The organism is Agrobacterium sp. CG160-95, assembly GCF_053521725.1.
In genome coordinates this window covers 163,465-187,944 of the sequence record NZ_JBNWDU010000006.1, presented here as the reverse complement: position 1 = coordinate 187,944, position 24,480 = coordinate 163,465, and the positions used below count along the sequence as shown (strand labels likewise).

The 24,480-nt window shown below is 58.1% G+C and carries 22 protein-coding genes and 2 riboswitches; of the genes, 10 read left to right on the top strand and 12 right to left on the bottom strand.

Features of this window, described 5'->3' with window-relative positions; genetic code table 11:
* Positions 1-82 precede the first annotated feature (82 nt).
* Positions 83-829: a monofunctional biosynthetic peptidoglycan transglycosylase gene (gene mtgA / locus ACQZ63_RS20565; RefSeq protein WP_003516563.1), complete on the top strand. Its 747-nt coding sequence runs from the start codon at positions 83-85 to the stop codon at positions 827-829.
* A gap of 15 nt (positions 830-844) precedes the next feature.
* On the opposite strand, the gene ACQZ63_RS20560 is transcribed toward mtgA, so the two are convergent.
* A complete protein-coding gene (locus tag ACQZ63_RS20560; protein WP_113556144.1) occupies positions 845-1,864 on the bottom strand; it encodes an aldose epimerase family protein in 1,020 nt (339 codons plus the stop codon).
* A 74-nt stretch (positions 1,865-1,938) separates the two neighbouring features.
* Positions 1,939-2,865: a homoserine O-acetyltransferase MetA gene (gene metA / locus ACQZ63_RS20555; protein ID WP_003516567.1), complete on the bottom strand. Its 927-nt coding sequence runs from the start codon at positions 2,863-2,865 to the stop codon at positions 1,939-1,941.
* A gap of 82 nt (positions 2,866-2,947) precedes the next feature.
* Positions 2,948-3,024: riboswitch (SAM riboswitch) on the bottom strand.
* Positions 3,025-3,114: 90 nt separating this feature from the next.
* Here metA and ACQZ63_RS20550 point away from each other — a divergent pair.
* The 7 genes from ACQZ63_RS20550 (at position 3,115) to ACQZ63_RS20520 (ending at position 11,417) form a co-directional block, all read left to right on the top strand.
* The gene (locus ACQZ63_RS20550; protein ID WP_111782560.1) at positions 3,115-3,768 is read left to right on the top strand and encodes a thiamine diphosphokinase; all 654 of its coding nucleotides are present in this window, start codon (positions 3,115-3,117) and stop codon (positions 3,766-3,768) included.
* Positions 3,769-3,772: 4 nt separating this feature from the next.
* Positions 3,773-5,599 (top strand): ABC-F family ATP-binding cassette domain-containing protein, encoded by a 1,827-nt coding sequence (locus tag ACQZ63_RS20545; RefSeq protein WP_111782561.1) that lies wholly within the window; start codon positions 3,773-3,775, stop codon positions 5,597-5,599.
* Between the two features lie 91 nt (positions 5,600-5,690).
* Complete coding sequence (locus ACQZ63_RS20540) at positions 5,691-6,083, top strand: VOC family protein (RefSeq protein ID WP_003516574.1); 393 nt, start codon at positions 5,691-5,693, stop codon at positions 6,081-6,083.
* 45 nt (positions 6,084-6,128) lie between these two features.
* Positions 6,129-6,239, top strand: a riboswitch (TPP riboswitch).
* A 38-nt stretch (positions 6,240-6,277) separates the two neighbouring features.
* The gene (gene thiB / locus ACQZ63_RS20535) at positions 6,278-7,291 is read left to right on the top strand and encodes a thiamine ABC transporter substrate binding subunit (protein WP_113556145.1); all 1,014 of its coding nucleotides are present in this window, start codon (positions 6,278-6,280) and stop codon (positions 7,289-7,291) included.
* Between the two features lie 19 nt (positions 7,292-7,310).
* Complete coding sequence (thiP, locus tag ACQZ63_RS20530; RefSeq protein ID WP_113556146.1) at positions 7,311-8,936, top strand: thiamine/thiamine pyrophosphate ABC transporter permease ThiP; 1,626 nt, start codon at positions 7,311-7,313, stop codon at positions 8,934-8,936.
* Complete coding sequence (locus ACQZ63_RS20525) at positions 8,933-9,649, top strand: ATP-binding cassette domain-containing protein (protein ID WP_113556147.1); 717 nt, start codon at positions 8,933-8,935, stop codon at positions 9,647-9,649. The genes thiP and ACQZ63_RS20525 overlap by 4 nt, the downstream gene beginning before the upstream one ends.
* A gap of 307 nt (positions 9,650-9,956) precedes the next feature.
* Positions 9,957-11,417 carry a M48 family metalloprotease gene (locus tag ACQZ63_RS20520; RefSeq protein WP_162763652.1) on the top strand — a complete coding sequence of 487 codons (1,461 nt, stop codon included), beginning with the start codon at positions 9,957-9,959 and terminating at the stop codon, positions 11,415-11,417.
* 61 nt (positions 11,418-11,478) lie between these two features.
* On the opposite strand, the gene leuC is transcribed toward ACQZ63_RS20520, so the two are convergent.
* Positions 11,479-12,888, bottom strand: coding sequence for a 3-isopropylmalate dehydratase large subunit (gene leuC, locus ACQZ63_RS20515; RefSeq protein ID WP_065659956.1), 1,410 nt, complete (start codon positions 12,886-12,888; stop codon positions 11,479-11,481).
* Between the two features lie 428 nt (positions 12,889-13,316).
* Between leuC and ACQZ63_RS20510 the strand changes: the two genes are divergently transcribed.
* Entirely contained in the window at positions 13,317-14,594 is a 1,278-nt protein-coding gene (locus tag ACQZ63_RS20510; protein ID WP_003516599.1) for an MFS transporter, read from the top strand.
* Positions 14,595-14,717: 123 nt separating this feature from the next.
* Here the strand turns inward: ACQZ63_RS20510 and ACQZ63_RS20505 are convergent, their stop codons facing one another.
* From ACQZ63_RS20505 to rplS, 4 genes are all read right to left on the bottom strand, one after another.
* Entirely contained in the window at positions 14,718-15,656 is a 939-nt protein-coding gene (locus ACQZ63_RS20505) for a rhizobiocin (protein ID WP_112497312.1), read from the bottom strand.
* 180 nt (positions 15,657-15,836) lie between these two features.
* On the bottom strand, positions 15,837-17,150 hold the full coding sequence (locus ACQZ63_RS20500; RefSeq protein ID WP_025594591.1) for an HlyD family type I secretion periplasmic adaptor subunit: 1,314 nt from the start codon (positions 17,148-17,150) through the stop codon (positions 15,837-15,839).
* A complete protein-coding gene (locus tag ACQZ63_RS20495; protein WP_113291843.1) occupies positions 17,143-18,879 on the bottom strand; it encodes a type I secretion system permease/ATPase in 1,737 nt (578 codons plus the stop codon). The genes ACQZ63_RS20500 and ACQZ63_RS20495 overlap by 8 nt, the downstream gene beginning before the upstream one ends.
* Before the next feature lie 249 nt (positions 18,880-19,128).
* Positions 19,129-19,668: a 50S ribosomal protein L19 gene (gene rplS, locus ACQZ63_RS20490; RefSeq protein ID WP_003492508.1), complete on the bottom strand. Its 540-nt coding sequence runs from the start codon at positions 19,666-19,668 to the stop codon at positions 19,129-19,131.
* A 267-nt stretch (positions 19,669-19,935) separates the two neighbouring features.
* On the opposite strand from rplS, the gene ACQZ63_RS20485 reads away from it, so the two are divergent.
* Positions 19,936-20,682 (top strand): sulfite exporter TauE/SafE family protein, encoded by a 747-nt coding sequence (locus ACQZ63_RS20485; protein ID WP_003516607.1) that lies wholly within the window; start codon positions 19,936-19,938, stop codon positions 20,680-20,682.
* Here the strand turns inward: ACQZ63_RS20485 and trmD are convergent.
* From trmD to ffh, 5 genes are all read right to left on the bottom strand, one after another.
* Positions 20,679-21,368, bottom strand: coding sequence for a tRNA (guanosine(37)-N1)-methyltransferase TrmD (gene trmD, locus ACQZ63_RS20480; protein ID WP_013636925.1), 690 nt, complete (start codon positions 21,366-21,368; stop codon positions 20,679-20,681). The genes ACQZ63_RS20485 and trmD overlap by 4 nt on opposite strands.
* Before the next feature lie 4 nt (positions 21,369-21,372).
* On the bottom strand, positions 21,373-21,939 hold the full coding sequence (gene rimM, locus ACQZ63_RS20475; RefSeq protein WP_003516610.1) for a ribosome maturation factor RimM: 567 nt from the start codon (positions 21,937-21,939) through the stop codon (positions 21,373-21,375).
* Positions 21,940-22,143: 204 nt separating this feature from the next.
* Positions 22,144-22,521 carry a 30S ribosomal protein S16 gene (gene rpsP, locus ACQZ63_RS20470; protein ID WP_003516612.1) on the bottom strand — a complete coding sequence of 126 codons (378 nt, stop codon included), beginning with the start codon at positions 22,519-22,521 and terminating at the stop codon, positions 22,144-22,146.
* A 33-nt stretch (positions 22,522-22,554) separates the two neighbouring features.
* Positions 22,555-22,872 (bottom strand): chorismate mutase, encoded by a 318-nt coding sequence (locus ACQZ63_RS20465; protein WP_013636924.1) that lies wholly within the window; start codon positions 22,870-22,872, stop codon positions 22,555-22,557.
* A gap of 11 nt (positions 22,873-22,883) precedes the next feature.
* Entirely contained in the window at positions 22,884-24,455 is a 1,572-nt protein-coding gene (gene ffh / locus ACQZ63_RS20460) for a signal recognition particle protein (protein WP_003516616.1), read from the bottom strand.
* Positions 24,456-24,480 lie beyond the last annotated feature (25 nt).

Below are 24,480 nucleotides of genomic sequence, written 5' to 3'. Positions count from 1 at the left end.
AGGTCAACTGTTTGACCGGACTCGCCTTGAAGGCGGCAATGGAATATGAAAGGCTTCGATTGGTGCGGGGCTTTGACGAATATTGAGCAGTACGCCTGAAAGCGACGCAGATTACGCCGTGCTGGCGGAAGACCGGAGCAGTCCGAAGGTGGATTTTCGCACGTTGGCAAAGCGTATCATCATGACCTTGCTGGCGTTGCTGATCCTGCCCTATCTGCTGATCCCGGTTTATGCCCTGCCTTTCATGCGGCCGGTCTCGACGCTGATGCTTGCCGATCTGGTGACACTTCAGGGTTATGACCGGCGCTGGGTGCCGCTCGAGGATATTTCGCCGCGCCTTGTGCAATCCGTAATGATGTCCGAGGACGGACAATTCTGTTTCCACGGCGGCGTTGACTGGAACCAGATGCAGTCCGTCGTCAACAATGCGCTCGAAGGCGCGTCCACCCGTGGCGCCAGCACTATTCCCATGCAGACGGCCAAGAACCTGTTCCTCTGGAACGGCCGCTCGTTCTTGCGCAAGGGGCTGGAGTTGCCGCTGGCGATTGCTGCCGATTTCGTCTGGTCCAAAAAACGGATGATGGAGATTTATCTCAACGTTGCCGAATGGGGACCCGGCATTTACGGCATCGAGGCCGCAGCACAGCACCATTTCAAGGTACCGGCGGCAAAGCTCAGCTCCCGCCAAGCGGCACTGCTTGCCGTTTCCCTACCCAATCCCATCGATCGCGTTGCCAGCAAGCCGGGGCGTGGTTTGCAACGGCTTGCCGGCCTTATCGAACGGCGAGCCCGAGCATCGGGCGGTTATGTGGGATGCGTGCTGGACTGAACCCAGCCCGCCGCCTCAACCCTTCTTGAAAATATAGTCGGTTTCCTGACGCAGGGTCTCGCCGGGACGCAGGATCGCGTAGGGGAAATCGGGATGATTGACGGCATCCGGCCATATCTGCGTTTCCAGACAAAAACCGGCAAAGGGGCCATAATGGCGGCCATCGAGGCCCGGAACGGGAACATTCAGCTTGAAGGCTGAATAGAATTGCACGCCGGGTTCGGTGGTGTGAACCTCAAGGGCAATGTCGGAGGCGGGCGAATAGGCGCGGGCAACCTTGCGCTTGGCGCGACGCTCGGGCGAAAGGCAGAAATTATGGTCGTAGAGCACCTGCTCGCCATCCTCCGTTCGCCGCATCGGCGTCGGGTGGCGCAGGTCGAAGACGGTGCCTTCGACGGAGCGGATTTCGCCTGTCGGGATCTGTTTGTCGTTGGTTGGCAGATAAAAGTCAGCGGCGATGCTGATCTCATGTCCAAGTGCGGTATCAGCACCGTCGAGGTTGAAATAGGAATGCTGGCAGATATTGGCGATGGTCGGTTGGTCGGTCACCGTTTCATAGACCACCGAAAGCACGCCGCCGTCGCGGATCGTATAGGTCGCGGTCACCGTGCAATTGCCGGGATAACCGGCGCGGCCGTCGGGATCGATGATCTGCAGAACCGCATGGCTTTCGCCGTGTTCCATCAGCATCCAGTTACGTTTGCCCATCCCGTCGCTGCCGCCATGCAGGTGGCTGACGCCTTTTTCGTTCAGTTCCAGCTGGTATTCGTGCCCGTCGATCGAGAATTTTCCGTCACCGATACGGTTGGCGTTGCGGCCGGGTGTCGCGCCGAAATAGGATGAATATTTGTAGTCCTCGAATGTATCGAAGCCGAGAACGAGCGGCGGCTGGTGCCCATCGAGGCGCAGGTCCTGAATGACGGCGCCCCAGGTGATAACCTTGGCCGTCAGCCCGCCCTTCGAGATGGTGACACGCTCAACCTTTTCGCCGGTTGTCGTGAAACCGAAATTCTCCCGTGCCGCCGCGTCGCTCATTGCGTCATTCTCCCGATATCTTTGAATTGCCGGCGGACGTTGCGTCATTTTCCGGCAATTCGCAATCCCGCAATTTACGCCGCTAGTTTGCCGATTGCTTCGAGGTCATAAGGCGTCGTCTGATATATCTCGTTGATCCAGTTGCCGAAAAACAGATGGGCATGGCTGCGCCAGCGGTTGAGCGGGGCAAGCTCCGGATCATTGTGCGGAAAATAATCATGCGGCAGCTTGATTGGAACGCCCGAGTTCACATCGCGGAAATATTCATCCGAAAGCGAGGTTGAATCATATTCGACGTGGTTGAACATATAGAGGCGGTTTCCCTCTTTTTCATGCACCAGACATACGCCCATTTCCTCTGACTCCATCAGGATTTCGAGTTCCGGGTGTTTTTCGATGTCGGCGCGGCGCACTTCCGTCCAGCGTGAGACCGGAACCTGAAAGTCGTCGGAAAAACCGTTGAGATATATGGACGAGGGGCAGAGATTGCGGTGACGATAGACGCCGAAAGCCTTTTCCTTCAGTTCGTATTTCGGCACACCATGGAAATGGTAGATGGCGGCCATCGCGCCCCAGCAGACGTTCAGCGTCGAATGGACGTTGGTTTGCGTCCAGTCGAAAATCTTTTGCATCTCGTTCCAGTAGGTCACGTCTTCATAGTCAAGCATCTCGATGGGCGCGCCTGTGATGATGAAACCGTCGAACTTGCGGTGGCGCACTTCCTCCCATGTCTCATAGAAGGACAGAAGGTGCTCTTCCGGCGTATTCTTGGCACGATGGCCGCCAATGCGGATCAGCGAAAACTCCACCTGCAGCGGCGATGCGCCGACGAGGCGCGCCATCTGCACTTCCGTCTTGATCTTGTTCGGCATGAGATTGAGAAGCCCGATCTGGAGCGGGCGGATATCCTGCCGGATGGCCGCCGTTTCTGTCATGACCCGCACGCCCTCATGAACGAGGGTGTCGAAGGCGGGAAGGGTATCGGGAATCTTGATCGGCATGTCGAACTCTCTTTTCGGATGACGTAAAGAACGTTGCGAAAACAAAAAAACCGGCAGCGAAATCGCAGCCGGTCCCAGGAAATTACCCTTTTCCTCGACCCTTTAGCGACTTCTTTAAAGTGGCTGCAAGCCGGTCGGCAAATCACCACTGAGGCGTTTCATAATCCCGAAGCCGACGAAAATCAATATCGGCTGATTTCATCGGGTTTCTGCCTTTCCATTTTTGCCTGAGGTGCGATAAGGCAGGGCATGGATAGAGAACGCTTCACCATTCTGCTTGGCGGCGATGTCACCGTTACCGACCGCCTCAAAGCGGCGGTTGAGGGTAGCCGTGTGATTGCGGCCGATGGCGGCATGCGCCATGCCGCACCGCTCGGGCTCACACCCGAGCTTTGGGTGGGGGATTTCGATTCCACCGACAAGGACCTGCTGGACGCCTGGCCCGATGTGGTGCGACAGCCCTATCCCGCTGCAAAGGCTGTGACCGATGGCGAAATTGCGGTGTCGGAGGCACTTGCCCGCGGCGCGCGTTCTCTGGTGCTTGCCGGTGCGCTTGGTGGAGCGAGAAGCGACCACGCACTTCAGCACCTCCTTTACGCGGTGGCGCTTACTGAGCGTGGTCTCAACGTTACGCTGACCTCCGGCGAAGAGGAGGCCCGCCCGCTGCTGGCGGGGTCGTTCGACCTTGATCTGCCTCCCGGTGCGCTGTTTTCCGTTGCCGGGTTTACCGACCTTGTGGGGCTCGATATCGGCAATGTGCGTTATCCTATCAAGGATTTCCCGCTTGCTTTCGGCTCTTCCCGCACTATTTCCAATGTCGCGAATGGCGGCCCCGTGCATTTCTCGCTGAAAAGCGGAAAAGCCATCGTGCTCGCCCGCCCTTATGATCTGACCGGAGCCTGACGCCTTGGCACCCCCAATTTTGAAACTCGATGACATCAAGCTGACCTTCGGCGTGACCCCGCTGCTCGACGGCGCCAATCTTCAGGTGGAGCCGGGCGACCGCATCTGCCTTGTCGGACGTAACGGTTCGGGCAAGTCGACCCTGATGAAGATCGCCGCCGGTCTGGTCGAGGCGCAGTCGGGCGAGGTTTTCCGTCACCCCTCCGCCACCATCCGTTATCTGGAACAGGCGCCGGATTTTGCCGGTTACGACACCGTGCAGGCCTATGCCGAGGCGGGGCTGGGACCTGGCGACGATCCCTATCGCGTTACCTATATTCTCGAGCATCTGGGCCTGACGGGACAGGAACATCCGGATAGCCTGTCCGGCGGCGAAGCGCGGCGTGCGGCCCTTGCCCGCGTCATGGCCCCTGAACCCGATATTCTGATGCTGGACGAGCCGACCAACCATCTGGACCTGCCCACAATCGAATGGCTTGAAGGCGAGTTGCAGCAGACGCGTAGCGCGCTGGTGCTGATCTCGCACGACAGGCGTTTTCTGGAAAAGGTTTCGACCTCGACCGTGTGGCTGGATCGCGGCCAGTCCCGTCGTCTCAATCGCGGTTTTGCGCATTTCGAGGAATGGCGCGACAAGGTGCTGGAAGAGGAAGAGCTGGAGCAGCACAAGCTCGGCAAGGCCATCGAGCGTGAAGAACACTGGATGCGTTACGGCGTGACCGCGAGACGCAAGCGCAACATGCGCCGCGTGGGCGAGCTTCAGGCAATGCGTGCGGACTATCGCGGCCACAAGGGACCGCAGGGCAGCGTGCAGGCGACGGCTGCGGAGGTGCGGGAATCCGGCAAACTGGTCATCGAGGCAGACGCAATCACTAAGTCTTACGGCGAGCGCGTGATCATCGCGCCGTTTTCGCTGCGGGTGCATCGCGGTGATTGCATCGGTCTCGTCGGGCCGAACGGTGCCGGCAAGACAACGCTTTTGAAGATGCTGACCGGCCAGCTTCAGCCCGATAGCGGCACGGTAAAGCTCGGCACCAATCTGGAAATCGCGACGCTTGATCAGAAGCGTGAAGATCTCAATCCAAACGATACGCTCGCTCATTACCTCACCGACGGTCGCGGCGACAATTTGCTGGTCAATGGCGAGTTGAAACATGTGACGGGTTACATGAAGGACTTCCTGTTCCAGCCGGAACAGGCCCGCACGCCCATCCGCAACCTCTCCGGTGGTGAGCGCGCCCGTCTTATTCTTGCGCGCATTCTGGCGCGGCCTACCAACCTGCTGATCCTTGACGAGCCGACCAACGATCTCGATATCGAAACACTCGATCTGTTGCAGGAAATCGTTGCGGGCTTTTCCGGCACGGTCATTCTCGTCAGCCACGACCGCGATTTCCTCGACCGTACCGTCACCTCCACAATCGCGCCCGCCAATCCGGACCAGCCGGACGGACGCTGGATCGAATATGCCGGCGGCTATTCGGACATGATGGCGCAACGCAAGGGTGCTGCGGAAGAAAAGCGCAAGGCGGAGAAGCAGGAAAAGGCAAAGACCGCCCCTTCCGCCTCCGCGTCGCAGGACGCTTCAAAGGCCAAGGGCAAGCTTTCTTTCAAGCAAAAATTTGCGCTCGAAAACCTTCCAAAGGAGATGGAGAAGGCGCAGGGCGAAATCGCCAAGCGTGAGCAGCGCATGGCCGATCCCAATCTGTTCACCAAGGACCCGGCTACCTTCAATACGCTGGCGCAGGAAATGACGAAGCTGCGCGAAAAGCTCGAAGCCATGGAAGAGGAATGGCTGGAGCTGGAGATGCTGCGCGAGGAAATTGAAGGGTGACTTGGTCGCGATTTCTTGACTGAGGTCTCATCCACCTTTGACAGGGAGCCGGAATTGCCGTTTCCTGTGCGGGTTCGGAGGAGTTCAGAAAATGCGCATGATCTTCGTCAATCTGCCGGTCAAGAATATCGAGACATCGAGAAGCTTCTTCACGGCTCTCGGTTTCACCTTCAATCCGGAATATTCGGATGACCGCACGCTCTGCATGATCGTTGAGGAGAACATTTTCGTGATGCTTCTTCAGGAGGAGCGTTTTCGTGATTTCATCAATGGCGATATCGCCGACGCCACACGCAGCACCGAGGTCCTGACCTGTCTCACAGCGGGAAGCCGTGAGGAAATCGACCGGATGATCGAAACGGCGCTCGCCTCGGGTGGCAGCAGCTGGAAACCGGTTCAGGATCACGGTTTCATGTATGCCGGTAGTTTTCAGGATCCCGACGGCCATGTCTGGGAACTGGTGCACATGGTGCAGCAGGCCTGACGGCAGCCATCTTGCCAATCAGAGACAGCGGGACTACATCATCATCTTGATCTAACGGGGTGTCTTTTGTGCTTGCGTGCAAAAGGCTGAGAGGCTTGCCAACCCGAAGAACCTGATCCGGTTCATACCGGCGGAGGGATTAGACGGCTTAAGGCAAGCGGCTATTTCCCTTTTCGTTTTTTGAGGAGATACCCGTGCGCCGTCGTCTTTTCCTGAATTCCCTCGTTGCCGTTTCGTTGTTTCTGCCCGGTCTTGCCACTGCTCAGGACAGACAGGAACTGACCGTCTACACCTATGAAAGCTTCGTTTCCGAATGGGGTCCCGGCCCCAAGGTGAAAGAGGCCTTCGAGAAGGTGTGCAATTGCACGGTCAATTTCGTCGGTGTAGCGGATGGCGTGGCGCTGCTCAACCGCCTGAAGCTTGAAGGGGCGGCGTCGAAGGCGGATGTCGCTGTTGGTCTCGACACCAATCTGGTCGCGGAAGCGAAACAGACCGGCCTCTTCGATATCAGCGGTATCGATGCATCGGTGGCCAAGGTGCCGGGCGGTTACAAGGACGACGTTTTCGTCCCTTACGACTACGGTCATTTCGCCGTTGTCTATGACACGCAGACGATAAAAAATCCGCCGACGAGCCTGAAGGATCTGGTGGACGGCGATCCTTCACAGAAAATCGCCATTCAGGACCCGCGCACCTCCACGCCGGGGCTTGGCCTGCTGCTCTGGGTGAAGTCCGTTTACGGCGACAAGGCACCGGAAGCCTGGGCGAAGCTCCGGAAGCGCATTCTCACCGTCACGCCGGGCTGGTCGGAATCCTATGGCCTTTTCACCAAGGGTGAGGTGCCGATGGTGCTCTCCTACACCACGTCGCCTGCCTATCACATGGTCTCGGAAAAGACGGATCGCTATCAGGCCGCGGCTTTTTCCGAGGGGAACTACATCCAGATCGAGGTTTCCGGCCTTCTCAAAAACGCGCCGCACAAGGAACTGGCGAAGCAGTTCCTCGCTTTCACGCTCACATCAGGATTTCAGGATGCCATTCCGGAAAACAACTGGATGATGCCGGTCGCGGCAACGTCCACGCCCCTGCCCGAGGCATTTTCCAAACTCGTCGTACCGCAGAAGACCTTCCTGATGGACCCGGAAGAGGTGGCGAAGAACCGCAAGGCCTGGATCGACGAATGGCTTGCGGCCATGAGCATGAACTGAGCAAGAGGCACGCCCGCGCATGATGCTGCGTCGCGACTACAGATGGTCGATCATTGGCGGAACGGCGGCGTTTGCCGCCGTTTTCCTGTTCATGGCGCTTGCTGTATCAGCACTCCTGTCTTTCGATGCCGGCACATCCGCCGCCGGAATCGTGGATGCCTACACGCTGCGCATCCTGCGCTTCACGCTCTATCAGGCAACGTTGTCCACTGTTCTTTCCATTGTTCTCGGCCTGCCGGTGGCGCTTGCGCTCTCCCGCAGACAGGATTTTCCGGGGCGGATTTGGATTATCAGGTTGATGGCTGTGCCGATGGGGCTGCCGGTCATCGTCGGCGCCTTCGGCATTATCACGATCTGGGGCAGGCAGGGTGTTTTGAATACTGCCCTTGTTTTTGCCGGTGCGGAGCAGCCCTTCAGTATTTACGGCCTTTCCGGCATTCTCATCGCCCATGTGTTTTTCAATCTGCCGCTTGCGGTGCGGCTGATGCTGGCCGGGCTGGAGCGGATTCCGGGCGAATATTGGCGGATGGCAGCAAGTCTTGGCATGGGGCCGGTTTCGGTTTTCCGCTTCATCGAGTGGCCGGCCGTCTCGCGGCTTGTTCCCGGTATTGCCGGGCTTGTCTTCATGCTGTGCGCCACCAGCTTCACGCTAGTGCTTCTGCTGGGCGGTGGACCGGCGGCGACGACACTTGAGGTCGCAATCTATCAGGCGCTGCGGTTTGATTTCGATCCGCAACGGGCAATCGCGCTTTCGGTTTTGCAGATTGCAGCCACAGCAGTTCTGCTCGGCCTTCTTGCCTTTTTGCCATTGCCCGAGGCGGAAATTGCCTCGCTTGGCCGCCCTGTTCGCCGTTTCGACGGCAAGCGTGTTGGCGCGCGCCTGTGGGACGGAGCGGCAATCATTTTTGCGGTTCTGCTGGTCGGCCTGCCGCTTGTTGCCATAACCGTCTCGGGTTTGGGGGCCGATCTGCCGCGTCTTTTGTCCGCGCCGATCTTCCTGCGTGCGGCGGCGACCAGCCTTGCAATCGCTGCGCTCTCCGCAACTCTCGTCGTGCTCTGCTGCTTTGCGATTATCGGTGCGCGACAGGCCGTGGGTTCCAGACGGCACGCGGCTCAGCCCTTGCGCCTTTTGTCCGCCACGCTCGGGGCGGGGTCATCGCTGGTGCTGCTGGTGCCGCCCGTCGTGCTGGGAAGCGGGTGGTTCCTGTTGCTGCGGCCCTTTGGAGATGTCAGTTTTTATGCTCCCGTTCTCGTGGCACTCATCAACATGCTGATGGCGTTGCCGCTTGCCATGCGGGTGCTGGAGCCAGCCTTCACCAGCCATTTTTTACGCACGTCCCGGCTCTCCGCCAGCCTTGGGCTTCAGGGACTGACGCGGCTGCGGTTCGCCGATCTGCCGGTACTGCGGCGGTCGCTTCTGATGGCGTTTTCCTTTGCCATGGCCCTGTCGCTCGGTGATCTTGGGGCGGTTGCCCTGTTCGGGTCGGAAAATTTCATCACCTTGCCATGGCTGGTCTATAGCAATATGGGCAGCTACCGCACCAATGATGCCGCCGGATACGCGTTCATCCTTGGCGTCGTCTGCCTGCTGCTTGCCGCGGGCGGCGTTTCACGGCAATCCCAATCAGCAAGGGCGAGTATATGACGGGTGACGAATTTGCCGTGGGGCTGGACAAGGTCATGCTGCGGCTCGGAACGCAGGATTTCGATCTCGATTGTGCATTCCCGCAAGGCCAGATGACTGCCGTCGTCGGTGCATCCGGTTCTGGCAAGTCGACGCTCCTCAATCTCATCGCCGGTTTTGAATTGCCCGATTCCGGGCGCGTCCTGATCGGCGGGCGGGACATGAAGGCGCTCGATCCTTCCGAACGACCGGTCTCCTCGATCTTCCAGGATAATAATCTTTTCGCCCATCTCGATATCTTCACCAATGTCGCGCTCGGCATCAGCCCCGGGATGAAGCTGGGGGAGGAAGACAGGCAGAGGATCGACGTGGCGCTCACACGCGTTGGTCTTGCGGGTTTTGACAAACGTTTGCCGGGCACGCTTTCCGGCGGGGAAAGGCAAAGGGCGGCGCTCGCGCGTGCGCTGGTCCGGAAAAAACCGGTCATGCTGCTGGACGAGCCTTTCGCGGCGCTCGATCCGGGGCTGCGGGCGGGCATGACCTCCCTGCTTCTCGACTTGCATGCTGAAACAAAAAATACGGCGATTATTGTTACGCACCATCCAGACGACATAAAAAAGCTGGCACAGCGGGTGGTTTTTCTTGATCGTGGCCGCGTTGTCTATGCGGGCTCGACCGCAGATTTCTTCGCCACACAAAATGTGAAGGCGGTCGACAGTTTTCTGAACGGCTGATCGCCTTATTTTCGACGCGTGCCGCTGGCAATCGCTTTAGATAACTTCAATGGCGTTAATTTGCACTTGCCAGTTTCAAGTCGTTGCCCGAGAAAAGACGAGAATTATTGCGTTCTTCAGGAATATTCCGGACTTGATGGATCGTTTTTACCGTTTCGACATTCATGGCTCGTTGGGGCGAATCTGTTATTCTGGTCTGCAATTAACGGATGATCAGGAACGTTAGGGGCAGGCATAGAGAATGAGAAATAGCATGACTGCGCAGTGGAGGCTTTTCTCCCGTTCAGGCCTTCGCCGTTCGGGCAGGATGGCTGCCGTGTGTTCCGTGCTGACGGCGTCTGCCGTATTCCTGTCATCGTGTCAGTCTCTCTTCAGCCCGGCCTACCAGTCCACCTTGCGGCCTTCGGACAATCCGCAGACCGTGGAAGAGGTGCAGAAGAACGATCCCCGTGCGCAGATGGGCGCGCGCGAACATCCGCGTATTGTGGCGAGTTATGGTGGCGAATATCGTGATGCCAAGACGGAGCGGCTTGTCGCCCGTATCGCCGGCGCGCTGACGGCTGTTTCGGAAAATCCGCAGCAATCCTATCGCATCACCATCCTCAACTCGCCTGCTATCAACGCTTTTGCGCTGCCGGGTGGGTATCTTTACGTGACGCGCGGGCTTCTGGCACTCGCCAACGATGCCTCGGAAGTGGCGGCCGTGCTTTCGCATGAGATGGGCCACGTTACCGCAAACCACGGCATCGAGCGCCAGCGCCGGGAAGAGGCGGAGGTGATTGCAAGCCGTGTGGTCGCCGAGGTTCTGTCGAGCGATCTCGCCGGCAAGCAGGCGCTTGCGCGCGGCAAGCTGCGGCTTGCGGCTTTTTCGCGCCAGCAGGAATTGCAGGCGGACGTGATTGGCGTGCGCATGTTGGGTGAGGCCGGCTACGACCCCTTCGCATCGCCGCGGTTTCTGGATTCCATGGCAGCCTATGCGCGTTTCTCCTCGGCTGATCCCGAAAATGACCAGAGCCTCGACTTTCTTTCCAGCCACCCAAACACGCCGCAGCGCATCGAGCTTGCACGCCGGCATGCCCGCGCCTTCGGCCAGGACGGTCAGGTCGGGGATCGGGGTCGCGACTGGTTTCTGGATGGCATAGACGGCCTGCTTTACGGCGACAGCCCGCAGGAGGGTTATGTCCGGGGCCAGACCTTCCTGCACGGAACGCTCGGTATCCGTTTCGATGTGCCGGAAGGTTTCGTCATCGACAACAAGGTCGAGGCCGTTCTTGCGACGGGTCCGGGCGATGTGGCGATCCGTTTCGACGGCGTGGCCGATCCGAAACAGACTACTCTTGCCAATTACCTTACCAGCGGCTGGGTTGCCGGCCTGATGCCGGAAACCGTGAAGGAAACGCAGATCAACGGTCTGGAGGCTGCCACAGCCCGTGCGACGGCGGACAAATGGGACTTTGACGTTACCGTCATCCGTGTTGGTCAGCAGATATTCCGCTTCCTGACGGCCGTGCCGAAGGGTAAAACGCAGCTCGATTCCATCGCCAACGTATTGCGCACGAGTTTCCGCAAGATGACGCCGCAGGAGATCGCATCGTTAAAACCTCTGCGCGTGCGCGTGGTGACGGTCAAGCCCGGTGAAACCGTGGCAACGATTGCCGCACGTATGATGGGGACCGACCGCAAGCTCGACATGTTCCGCATGATGAATGCGATGAGCGCCACCGCCACGCTTCAGCCCGGCCAGCGGGTGAAGATCATTGCGGAATGAGATGCTAACGAAAAACCCCGGATTGTGATCCGGGGTTTTTCGTTTCAGACGTTATCGATAATTACCGCCACTCGCGCACATCGACGAAATGACCGGCGATGGCCGCCGCCGCTGCCATGGCGGGGGAGACGAGGTGGGTGCGGCTCTTGTAGCCCTGGCGGCCCTCGAAGTTGCGGTTCGAGGTGGAGGCGCAACGTTCGCCAGGCTTCAGGCGGTCGTCATTCATGGCAAGGCACATGGAGCAGCCCGGTTCGCGCCATTCGAAACCGGCTTCGAGGAAAATCTTGTCCAGACCTTCCTTTTCCGCCTGTTCCTTCACGAGACCGGAGCCGGGCACGATCATGGCCGAGACGGTGGGTGCGACCTTGCGGCCGTCGACGATCTTTGCCGCTGCGCGCAAATCCTCGATACGGCCATTGGTGCAGGAGCCGATGAAAACGCGGTCGATGGCGATATCGGTGATGCGCGTACCGGGTTTCAAGCCCATATACTCCAGCGCACGCCACTTTGAAGTACGCTTGTTTTCTTCCTCGATATCATCCGGATTGGGAACGATGCCCTCGACGGACGTCACGTCCTCAGGCGATGAGCCCCAGGAGACGATCGGCGGCAGATTGGCGGCGTCCAGCACCACGATCTTGTCGTAATGGGCGCCCTCATCGGATTTCAGCGTTTTCCAGTAGGCGATGGCCTGTTCCAACGTCTCGCCCTTTGGTGCGCGCGGCTTGTCCTTGATGTAGTCGAAGGTGGTCTCATCAGGCGCGATCAGACCTGCACGGGCGCCGCCCTCGATGGTCATGTTGCAAACCGTCATGCGGCCTTCCATGGAGAGCGAGCGGATTGCCTCACCGGCAAATTCAATCACGTGGCCGGTGCCGCCCGCTGTGCCGATCTCACCGATAATGGCGAGGATGATGTCCTTGGCGGTGACGCCTTCCGGAACCTTGCCATCGACACGCACCAGCATGTTCTTGGCCTTTTTCTGGATCAGCGTCTGGGTCGCCAGCACATGCTCCACTTCCGACGTGCCGATGCCGTGCGCCAGCGCGCCGAAAGCACCATGGGTGGAGGTGTGGCTGTCGCCGCAAACAATCGTCATGCCCGGCAGGGTGAAGCCCTGTTCCGGGCCAACGATGTGGACGATGCCCTGACGCTTGTCGCGCTCGGAATAATATTCGACACCGAAATCCTTGGCATTCTGCGCAAGCGCTTCCACCTGGATACGGCTTTCCTCGTTCTTGATGCCTTCCAGCCGGTCGGCTGTGGTTGGCACGTTATGATCGACGACGGCAAGCGTGCGGGTGGGCGAATGGACCGGACGGCCGGCAATGCGCAGGCCTTCAAAGGCCTGCGGGCTCGTCACCTCATGGACCAGGTGACGGTCGATATAGAGAAGACAGGTTCCGTCCGGGTCACGATTGACGACGTGGTCGTCCCAGATCTTGTCGTATAGGGTGCGGGGTGCGCTCATGGCTCTATGCCTTGTCATGGAAAGGTAAAATCAGGGTTCAGTAAGGCGGTGGACAGCGGGTGCTGTCAGGCGAGCCTAAGTCGGCTGTTGAGCGCCCCGGAAATGCGCGCAAAAAACCGTGCCGGCAGACGCTTGTGGTCCTGCAGCACATAAACATTCTGCGCGAGACATCCGAATTTAGATCCCATGGCGGTCTTCATAGCAGATTGCCGGTTTCGCGGCAATATGAATGCACGCAGACCGTAAAACGGTGACCCGGCTCCTTTGATGTGCGCCGCATCATGTACTTAAGTCTTTAAAATGCCGGTTTCGCAGCCCTTTCGGCATTGGTTATGATGCAATGCAACTTGCGTATCTTGCGGCGCACATATAGATGGGTGCCCTTATCATTTGCATTTCGACGAGCAATCGAAGGGAGGGAAAAGCACATGGTATCGGAAAAATCCCTAATCTCGAAGATCACCTGGCGGCTGATGCCGTTTCTTGGCCTTCTCTATCTCATCGCCTATATCGACCGGCAGAATGTCAGCTATGCCAAGCTGCAGATGGTCGATGCGCTGAGCCTCAGCGAATATGCCTACGGACTTGGCGCTTCGCTGTTCTTCATCGGCTATTTCCTCTTTGAGGTTCCGAGCAACCTTTTCCTCAACCGTTTCGGCGCCAGCAAATGGTTCGCCCGCATTCTGGTGTCCTGGGGTGCCGTCACCATCGCGCTTGCCTACACGCAGAATGCGACGATGTTCTACATCCTGCGCTTCCTGCTCGGGCTTTGCGAGGCCGGTTTCTTCCCGGGCGTGCTGTTCTTGATGACGCTGTGGTTCCCGCGCGATTATCGCGGCCGCATGATCGGCCTGTTCATGATCTTCAGTGCGCTTGCCAATGCCATCGGCGCACCGCTTGGCGGCATGCTGCTCGATCTCGATGGTTTCCTCGGTTATGCCGGCTGGGAATGGGTGTTCCTGGCGACGGGTATTCCCGCCGTGATCGCCGGTATCGTTACCTTCTTCTATCTGGACGATACGCCGGAAAAAGCGAAGTTCCTGACGCAGGCCGAGAAGGACTGGTTGAAGAACCGACTGGCCGAAGAAAACAAGGGCATGGAAGAGCATGCGGAGGACGGCTTCAAGGCGCTGATCAATCCGCGCGTGCTGTTCATGGCGCTTTGCTATGTCGGCTTTCCGCTGGCGGCCTATGGTCTCAGCTACTGGCTGCCGACGATCGTAAAGAGCTTCGGCGTTTCCAACACCGCCAATGGCTTCATCAACATCATCCCCTGGGTGATCGTGGCCGTCGCTCTCTTCGTCGTGCCCTTGGCGGCTGACAAGGCAAAAAACAAAACGCCTTATATCGTCGGCCCTGCCTTCGTCGGCGCGTTTTGCCTGCTGATGTCGGCGCTGCTCAGCGATCCGGTATTGCAGTTCGCCTTCCTTTGCATCGCCGCTGCGGGCATTTTTGCTGGCCAGCCGGTGTTCTGGAGCCTGCCCGGCCGCTTCCTCAAGGGAGCCGGTGCCGCTGCCGGCATCGCCGCCATCAATTCCGTCGGCAATCTCGGTGGTTTCGTGGCGCAGAACGTGGTGCCTTGGATCAAGGACCAGACCGGCAGCACGATTGCGCCGATGTTCTTCCTTGCCTTCTGCCTTGCGCTGGCAGGTGTGCTCGTCATCATCGCGGCGCGAAAAATGGGCAATCAGGCCGAGGCCGCCTGATCTGCAAGATAGCGGCAGCCGGCATAATTTCCGAACCGCCGCATATGTAAAAAGTCATGGCCCGGATATGTCCGGGCCATGATCCATTTAAACGGTAACAGATGAAATTCTCTTCGAGAGAAATTACGCCGTGAACCAATCGCTGCCGGTCAGGTGAACGCCGGAGAGAATGATCTTCTCACCCTTGTGCTCGCCAGTAACGTTGTAGCTGAGGACGGTATCGTTATCATAGGTCGAAACCGCCCAGTTATCGATCACTGTACCGACCAGCTTGAGCTTGTCCATGGAGGCGTTGAAGCCTTCGATGGTATCTGTTGCAATGCTCTTCGCCATGTCACCCAGATTGAAGACGAACGTATCGGCGCCACCACTTGCAATGATGCGGTCGATGCCTTTGCCACCGGTGACCAGCGAAGAGGCAAGGTTCACACCGCTTAGGTCGATTTTATCGTCACCGGCACCGGCATCGATCTTTACTGTGGTGAAGCTGCCATCGGTGACCCCCGCGCCGCCATTCGCAGCCGGGGCGCTGGCTATACCGCCCGTACCTTCGGCAGAAGTGTCGTTGAACGCCTTGCCTGCCTTGAAAGTGATGCTGTCGTTGCCGGCACCGGTATCGACGTTGAAGGTGTTTACCCAGAATTTCTCATTTGAAACGAGGGAGATGGTGACCGTGTCGTTGCCCGAACCCGTTGAAATATTGCCGCGCTTTGCGTTGAAGACTTCAACGTTGGACGAACCTGTGCCGCCGAGGTGAACATCGACGTGAACGAAATCCTTGAACGAAAGGTTTTCGGATGTGTCGGATTTGGCGAGAACGTTTTTGACAGAATTCCAAGCGGTTGTAACGTCGAAATTGAAACTGTTTTTATCGGCGTTGTATCCGACAGCGACCTTGTTGGCCGGGTTGTCGACCTGAATGACGCCAGAATTGAGCGAGGAACCGGACTTGGTCTGCGTGGTCGCTTCATCGAGAAGTCTGTATGTTTCCTGATCGATCAAATTGGTGAGCGAAGCGACCGTGTAAGCGCCACCATTGCCGAACGTTACTTTTAACGCCATTTTACTCTCCTATAAATTTTTGAGAATTCGATGTATCGAAATTAAATTTAATAAATATTGCGGGTGATAATTAGTACATTATAAATGGCAAGACAATATGAGAAATTGTTTTTTTTGGAAAAATTCTCGCCCTTGGTGTATTTGCGAATCGTTTCTAAGAAAGCATGTAATGAAAGTCTTTTATTCCTGCAGGAACGTCTTTCTAAGCCTGTCCTGGAACGGTTTGACAAAATAGGAAAGAACGCTTCTTTCGCTTGTCTGTATGAAGACTTCGGCCGGCATGCCCGGATACAACCGTCCACCTGGTATATGGTCCATTCCAGTTTTGCTCGGCTTGATGCGCAGTGCGTAAAATGACGCACCGCTTCGGGAATCTGTCTGCAGGTCCGGGGCGACGACTGCGACTTCAGCGCTTACATCCGGCGTCGTGCTCTGATTGAAAGCCGTGAAGCGAATGGTCACTGGCTGCCCGACATAGATTTGGTCTATGTCGTTTGGAAGAACATTGGCGTCGATTGCAAGATCTTCCTTTGCCGGCACCACCAGCATAAGCACTTCGCCCGGCTGGATGACGCCGTTTATGTTGTGTACCGACAGCTGGTAGATACGCCCCGCAATCGGCGAGCGAATATCGAGGCGGTCGAGCTGGTCGCGTGTTGCCGCAAGCCGTTCCTCGTATTCCGCAACGGTGGCTTCGATTGAGGTCAGATCTTTAGTGACCTCGGACTTGCGGTCCTCGTCAAGCTGAAGCGACTGCAAGTCCATTTCGCTCAGCTTGCCTACCGTCTGCGCACGCGCGGCCATGTACTGGCCCTGCTGACCTTCGAGATTGGAAAGCTGCCGCTTGAGAAGGTTGAGGCGCTGAAGCGTTACCAGCCCCTTGGCATATAGCTCCTGTGTCTTTGAGACGTCTTCCCTTACGATAGCAAGTTCATTGTTGGTCGCCTCAATCTGCACGTCCATGCCCCGCGCTTCATCGGCTAGCTGATCCTTGCGCGTTACCAATTGCTTCTTCATGCCGATCAGTGCACTGCGACGGCTGTTGAAAAGGTTCTGCTCACTGTCGATGAATGTTTTGGCAGCTTTCGAATTGGTCAAGACGGCCAGATCTTCCGGCGTTGTGAAAGAGGTGGCGTCGGAGATTTCGGCACGCAGACGCGCACGGCGTGCATAAAGCTGCGCGAGCGTATTTTCGACAATGGACAGGTTTGCCTGAACGATCGTGCCACTCAGCCGCAGCAAAACCTGACCGGCCTCCACCGTGTCACCTTCCGCAACATTGATCTGGCTGACGATACCGCCGGAAAGGTGTTGAATTTTCTTGGAGTTGCCTTCGACAACGACCCGGCCCGTGGCGACGACCGCCCCCGAAAGCTTCGCGAGAGCCGCCCAGCCACCCAGGCCGAAAAGAAGGCCGGCAGCAAGAACGACTACGGCGGTTGAGTGTTTGACGATAGATGTTTTCGTCACGCCGGTTTTTTCTCCCTCAACCATTTTCACCCACCCGGCTTTCCAGCTTACGTACTTCTTCTTCTGTTTCCGGCACCTGGCGAATATTTTGACGCAGGATTTGCGCAAGCACCTCTTCCTTGGTGCCGAAGCGAAGCATGCGGCCATTGCTCATCACCATCACAAGATTGACGCTTTCGATGGCGCTCGGACGATGGGCAATGACGACCACGATGCCGCCTCGCGCCCTTATGTCGCCAATGGCGTTGCGCAAGGCTGCCTCGCCTTCGCTGTCCAGATTGGAGTTCGGCTCATCGAGGATGACAAAGAAGGGCTCCCCGAAAAGTGCCCGCGCCAGGCCGATGCGCTGTTTTTGCCCGCCTGACAATGCCTCTCCACGGTCGCCGATATAGGTGTCGTAACCGTTGGGCAGGTTCAGGATGAGATCATGAACCTGAGCGGCCTTGGCTGCCGCAACGATGGCTTCAGCCGTTGCGTCACGGTCGAAGCGCGCGATATTTTGCGCGACCGTGCCTGGCATCAGCTCCACCTGCTGGGGCATGTAACCGATGGATTTACCGAGAACCTCGAAATCCCACTGGTTCAGTGCGGCCCCATCGAAGCGCACGGAGCCGCGCTCATAGGGCCAGATACCGGTTATCAAACGCGCCAGCGTGGATTTACCGGAAGCACTTGGCCCTATGATACCAAGGCCATCGCCCGCGTTCAACGTGAAGGAAATATCGGCCACGGTATCTCGCGCGCCATTGGGCGGACCGCCGGTCACGCGATCGATGGCAACGGTATATTTCGGTGGCGGCAGGGAAAGCGGCTGTGCGGGTTCCGGTACGAGTTCAAGAAACTCGTTGATGCGTTTCCAGCCCTGTCTCGCAGTCATGAAGCTGCGCCAGTTTGCAATTGCGTGTTCGACAGGGCCCAGCGCTTTGGCCGAGAGGATGGAGCCTGCGATGATGCTACCCGCTGACGCATGCCCCTCGATAACCAGCAGGGCGCCGATTGCCATCACACCCGACTGTAACAAAAGGCGGAATGTTCGGGAAATCGCGGCGAGCATGCCCGCCGTGTCCGACGTCGAGAGTGTGACGGCGCGGTAATTGGAGTGCAGATCGTCCCACATCGACGTCACCGCATTCATCATGCCCATGGTTCTTATGGACTCGATGTTGCGCTGGCTGCTGCCGACGAGTGCATTTCTCTGTCCGCGCACGGTGTAGGCCTGTTTGGTCGCCCTTTCGGTCAGCCAGTTGGTTATGAGCGTCAACACGACAAGGACCAGGGCGCCGCCAAGCACGGCAAAACCGATCCAGGGATGCAAGGCAAAACAGATCAGCAGATAGATGGGCAGCCAGGGAATATCAAAGAAAGCTGCTGGTCCCGGCCCGGACAGGAATTGACGTATCTGATCGAGATCGCCGACGATCTGCAGCCCGTCTACCTTGCCGTAGGCGGCAAGTGGTGCGCTGATTGATGCCCTGAAGAGCTTCTGATTGAGCTCGTCGTCCATATTGTCCGAGATGCGAGCCAATATCCTGCCGCGCAGAGCATCGAACCCGACGAGAAAGGCATAGAGAATAACCAGCAGAACAACGAGAGCGACAAGAGAAGGAATACTCTTGCTCGGCAGAATCCGGTCATAAACCTCCAGCATGAAAAGGGAGCCGGAAAGGTTGAGAATATTCATGAGTGCGCTGGCAAGGCCGACAGCAAAGAAAGCGCGCTTATTTTTTGTTAAAAAAGAATTAAAAAAAAACATATCAACACCTAAAACTGCGCGAAAATTGCACAATAAGTGAAACTAGGCAATGCTATTAGAGAATGTTCTAAATAAATTAGGCAAAGAGATAAGTAGCAATACGACTTTGATCTTGATCTGTCGATACGGAGATGGGGTCGAAGGCTGGACGTGACGCTATGTCGCCCACCAGATTGTTATGGCGCATCGATGCAACAAAAAAGGCGGTCCAAAGACCGCCTTCTCCGTAAATCCATCAAAATGGAAATCTTATTCAGCTGCAGTTTCCGCAGCCTTTGCTGCTTCTTCTGCTGCCTTGGCTTCTGCTGCTTCGGCTGCTGCCTTTTCGGCGGCGAGAGCCTGTGCTGCTGCTACCTTTTCAGCTTCCAGACGTGCCTTTTCTTCGGCGACTGCCTGGCGCTCGGATTCGTTCAGCTTGCGGGCGCGCGTACCGGTGTTTTCAACGATACGGGCAGCCTTGCCGCGACGGTCGCGCAGGTAGTAGAGCTTCGCGCGGCGAACCTTACCACGGCGAACGATTTCAACGCCTTCGACCAGCGGGGAGTAGATCGGGAATACGCGCTCGACGCCTTCGCCGTAGGAGATCTTGCGAACGGTGAAGCTCTCGGAAAGGCCGCCGCCGGAACGGGCGATGCAAACGCCTTCGTAAGCCTGAACGCGGGTACGGTTACCTTCGGTAACGCGCACGTTGACGCGCAGCGTGTCGCCCGGAGAAAACTCAGGCAGGGTGCGCTTTGCTTCGATCTTGGCAGCCTGTTCGGCTTCCAGCTGCTGAATGATATTGGTCATGTTAACCTCTGATTTCTTCTGAAACAGCCAGAGCGCTCAACGTTTCGTCTGTCGGTCAATGCCTTCAGACCATGCCGTGCGGCAGGAGCGGGTTCGCCATTCTTTGCTTGCGGTTAAAGGGGAAAACCCCAATTCCACGCGGGCACATACACGAGGCAGCGCCATTTGTCATCCCTTCATGACAATATTTTATCAATTGTGGGCGACGTACGGGCTGTTGCGAAGGTGCGTTTCCCCGGTTATGGCATGAAAACCTTGGGAGGGGCCATGTCCGTACTTATTATCATGATGCTGTTTGCGACCGGCTTCCTATCTGGCGTGGTCAATGCGATCGCCGGTGGCGGCACCTTTTTGACCTTCGGGGCGATGACGCTTGCAGGCCTGCCGCCGATTGTCGCCAATGCCACGTCGGCGATCGTGCAGTTTCCCGGTTACATCACCTCCGTGATCGCCTACGGGCCTGAAATCCGCGCCCACTGGCGCGAGGCGATCCTCCTGTCGGCCGTCTCCATCGTCGGCGGGCTGGCGGGGTCGCTTTTGCTCCTGTCGCTCGACAACCCCTCCTTCCGCCAGCTTGTGCCGTGGTTGCTTCTGGCCGCAACCGTTGTTTTCGCCGCGGGCCCGTGGCTGCGACCGAAGGCCAGTGCCGAGCGTTCACCCGGTAATGTGCCGAGCCTCTTCTTTCAGGGGCTCGCCTCCATCTATGGTGGTTTTTTCGGGGCGGGTATGGGCATCATGATGCTGGCCATCCTCGGAATGACCTCGGGTGGCAGCTATCATCATCTGAATGCCCTGAAGAACCTGCTCTCGGTGGTGATCGCGATCATCGCCATTACGATCTTCGTTAGCGGCGGCGTCGTTTCCTGGTGGGCCGCCCTCATCATGTTCCCGGCGGCCGCGCTTGGCGGATATGTGGGGGTGCACACGGCAAGGCGGGTGCCGCAGTGGATCATCCGCTGGCTGGTCATTGCCGTCGGGCTGGTGCTGACGGCCTATTATTTCGTCTCGGTTTAAACCTTGGCCTTTTCCAGCAGGTCGGGCCGTCTTTCCTTCGTCAACGCAAGCGCCTGCTCGTGCCGCCATTTGTCGATGACGGCGTGATTGCCAGAGGTGAGAACGGCTGGGATGTCGCGGCCTTCCCAGACCTGCGGACGGGTGTAGTGCGGATGCTCCAGAAGCCCACCCTCGAAGCTCTCATGCACGCCTGAGAGATCGTTGCCCATGACGCCCGGCAGAATGCGGACAATGGCGTCCAGAAGCGTCAGGGCGGCCGGCTCGCCGCCGGAGAGAATGTAATCGCCGATCGACACTTCCTCCAACCCGCGCGCCTCTATGACCCGCTGGTCGACCCCTTCGAAGCGGCCACACACGATAATCGCGCCGTCGCCTGCCGCCAGTTCGCGCACTCGGTCCTGCGACAGTGGCCTGCCGCGCGGGCTCATCAGCAGACGCGGTCGCGTATCTCCATCTGAAACATGGTCGATGGCTGCGGCCAGAATGTCGGGTTTCAGCACCATGCCGGCGCCGCCGCCTGCCGGGGTGTCGTCCACGCTTCTGTGCCTGTCGGTGGCGAATTCACGGATCTGCACGGCCTCAAGTGACCATTGCTCGCGCTCCAGCGCCTTGCCCGCCAGCGAATATCCGAGATGCCCGGGAAACATTTCCGGGTAGAGCGTCAGAACTGTAGCCTTGAACGTCATGGCCTTATTTCTTGCCGAAAGGCGATGCGCCGGTTTCGTCTTTGTCGTCCGGATTGTCGATCAGGCCAGCGGCCATGGGATCGATGAGAATGCGTCTCGCCTCCAGATCGATTTCAAGCACGGCTGCTTCCGAAAAGGGGATGAGGGCGGGACGGCGGCCCGCACCTTTCAGCTCCAGGAGATCGCCTGCGCCGAAATCGTAAACGGCGCTGACGGCGCCATAGCTTTTGCCTTCGGCATCGACGGCTTCCAGCCCTTCGAGGTCGGCATAATAAAATTCGTCGTCGTCCAGCTCGTCATCCGGCAGATTGTCGCGTTCGATGAACAGTTCGAGCCCGTTCAGGCTTTCCGCCGCATTGCGGTCGTTGATACCCCTGAAGCGGACGACAACCACATTCTTGCCCTCGCGCACTTCCAGAATTTCGAAGACGCGGCCATCGGCGCTCACCAGATTGCCGTAATCGCCGAGCGCCATCGGTTCGTCCGTATAGGTGCTGACGCGGACTTCGCCGCGCAATCCCTGTGCGCCGCCGATCTTTGCCATGAGTATCGGGTTTTCCAGCTTTGCCATCGGGCCGTCCGTCTTCTGGTGTTGGTTGCGTCTGGTTTACAGCATCAGCGTGAAAATCGGAATCGATTTTGACAGGGCACGATGCGCAGATCCAACGCGTTAGAGCATAGTTCGTGACGCTCTAAAGTTTGTTGATACCAAAATAAACAAAAAACGGGCGGCATGGAAAACCACGCCACCCGTTCTCTAAAATTCTATTGCAGATTATTCTGCAGCAGAAGCTTCTGCTGCGGCAGCAGCTGCGTCTTCAGCCTTCTGCTTCTTTTCTGCAACGCGTTCCAGAGCGCGCTTGCCCGGCAGTGCCTTTTCCGGGTTGCTGCGAGCGGCGCGATCGGCAAGGCCTGCCTCTGCGAGGAAGCGCAGAACGCGGTCGGTCGGCTGTGCGCCCTTGGCGATCCATTCCTTGATGAGGTCAGCCTTCAGCTCGATGCGCTGCGGGTTGTCCTTGGCGAGCATCGGGTTCCAGGAACCGACCTTCTCCAGGAAACGGCCGTCGCGGGGCGAACGGGCGTCAGCAACGACGATCTGGTAGTACGGGCGCTTCTTGGAACCACCGCGTGCGAGACGAATTTTAAGTGCCATGTTATTTACTCCTTGAGATAGCTTGTCCGCCGGTTAGGCGGTCTTTTCATTACCGCCATGTTCGGCGGCTATTGCTTCATGATGCCGGATGACTTCCTTGATGACGAAGTTTAGAAACTTCTCGGCGAAATCCGGATCCAGATTGGCATCCTTTGCTAGACGGCGAAGGCGTTCGATCTGGTATTCCTCGCGCGCCGGGTCCGCCGGCGGCAAATTGTATTTTGCCTTCAGCACGCCCACCGCCTTGGTACAGCGGAAACGTTCGGCAAGAATGTGAACCAGTGCGGCATCGATATTGTCGATCGACTGGCGGTATTCGGAAAGCTGGGCTTTCACTTCTGCGTTGTTCACTGGCGTCGCCCTCACTTCTTTTTCGGGAAGCCGGGAAGGCCCGGCATGCCGCCAAGACCCGGCAGCTTTGTCCCGCCCAGACCGGGTAGCCCGCCGGGCAGACCACCGAGACCGGGCATTGCGCCCGGCTTGCCAAGACCGGCAGCTTCAGCCTGTTTTTGAAGCGCTTCGAGCTGCTTCGGGTCGATGTTCGACAGATCAGGCATGCCGCCGCCCATCATGCCACCAAGCCCCATCTTGCCCGCAAGGCCGCCCATCATCTGCTTCATGATGCCGCCCTTGCCCTTGCCGCCCATGGCTTTCATCATGTCGGCCATGCCACGGTGCATCTTCAAAAGCTTGTTGATTTCGGCGGCATCGGTGCCGGAACCGGCGGCGATGCGCTTTTTGCGGCTGTGTTTGAGGATATCGGGATTGGCGCGTTCGGCCTTGGTCATCGACGAGATAATGGCGATCTGGCGGTCGAACATCTTGTCGTTGAGGCCTGCGGAAGCCATCTTGTCCTTCATGCCGGCCATGCCGGGCATCAGCCCCATGATACCGCCCATGCCACCCATCTTCTTCATCTGGGCAAGCTGGTCGGAGAGATCGTTGAGGTCGAACTTGCCCTTGGCCATCTTTTCGGCCATGGCGCGGGCTTTTTCGGCATCGATGTTTTCGGCAGCCTTCTCGACCAGCGAAACGATGTCGCCCATGCCTAAAATACGGTCGGCGATACGGCGCGGATGGAACTCGTCGAGTTCGTTCATGCGCTCGCCGATACCGATCAGCTTGATCGGCTTGCCGGTGACGGCGCGCATGGAGAGGGCCGCACCACCGCGCCCGTCGCCATCCATACGGGTGAGCACGAGACCGGTGATGCCGACGCGTTCATCGAAGTTGCGCGCCAGATTGACGGCGTCCTGACCGGTCAGCGAATCCGCGACCAGCAGGATTTCATGCGGGTTGGACTTCTTCTTGATGTCGGCCATTTCCAGCATCAAGGGTTCGTCGATATGGGTGCGGCCGGCGGTGTCGAGAATGACGACGTCATGGCCGCCAAGCTTTGCGGCCTGCACGGCGCGCGCGGCGATATCTGTCGGCGACTGGCCGGCGATGACCGGCAGCGTGTCGACACCGGTCTGCACGCCCAGCTGGCGAAGCTGTTCCTGTGCGGCCGGACGACGCGTGTCGAGAGATGCCATCAGCACCTTCTTCTTGTCGCGGTCGGTCAGGCGCTTGGCGATCTTGCCTGTGGTCGTGGTCTTGCCCGAACCCTGCAGACCCACCATCATGATGACGACAGGGGCGGCCGCATGCAGATCGATCGAGACGCCTTCGGTGCCGAGCATCTCGACAAGTTCGTCATGCACGATCTTGACGACCATCTGGCCGGGCTTGATGGATTTCAGAACGGCTGCGCCGACAGCCTTTTCACGCACCTTGTCGGTGAAGGAACGCACGACTTCCAGCGCAACGTCCGCTTCCAGAAGCGCACGGCGAACCTCGCGCAGGGCGGCGGCAACATCGGCTTCCGTCAGCGCGCCACGGCCGGTCAGTCCATTCAGAATGGAACCAAGGCGGTCCTGGAGGTTTTCAAACATCGTTTCTTCCTTCTTCGTTCCGGGG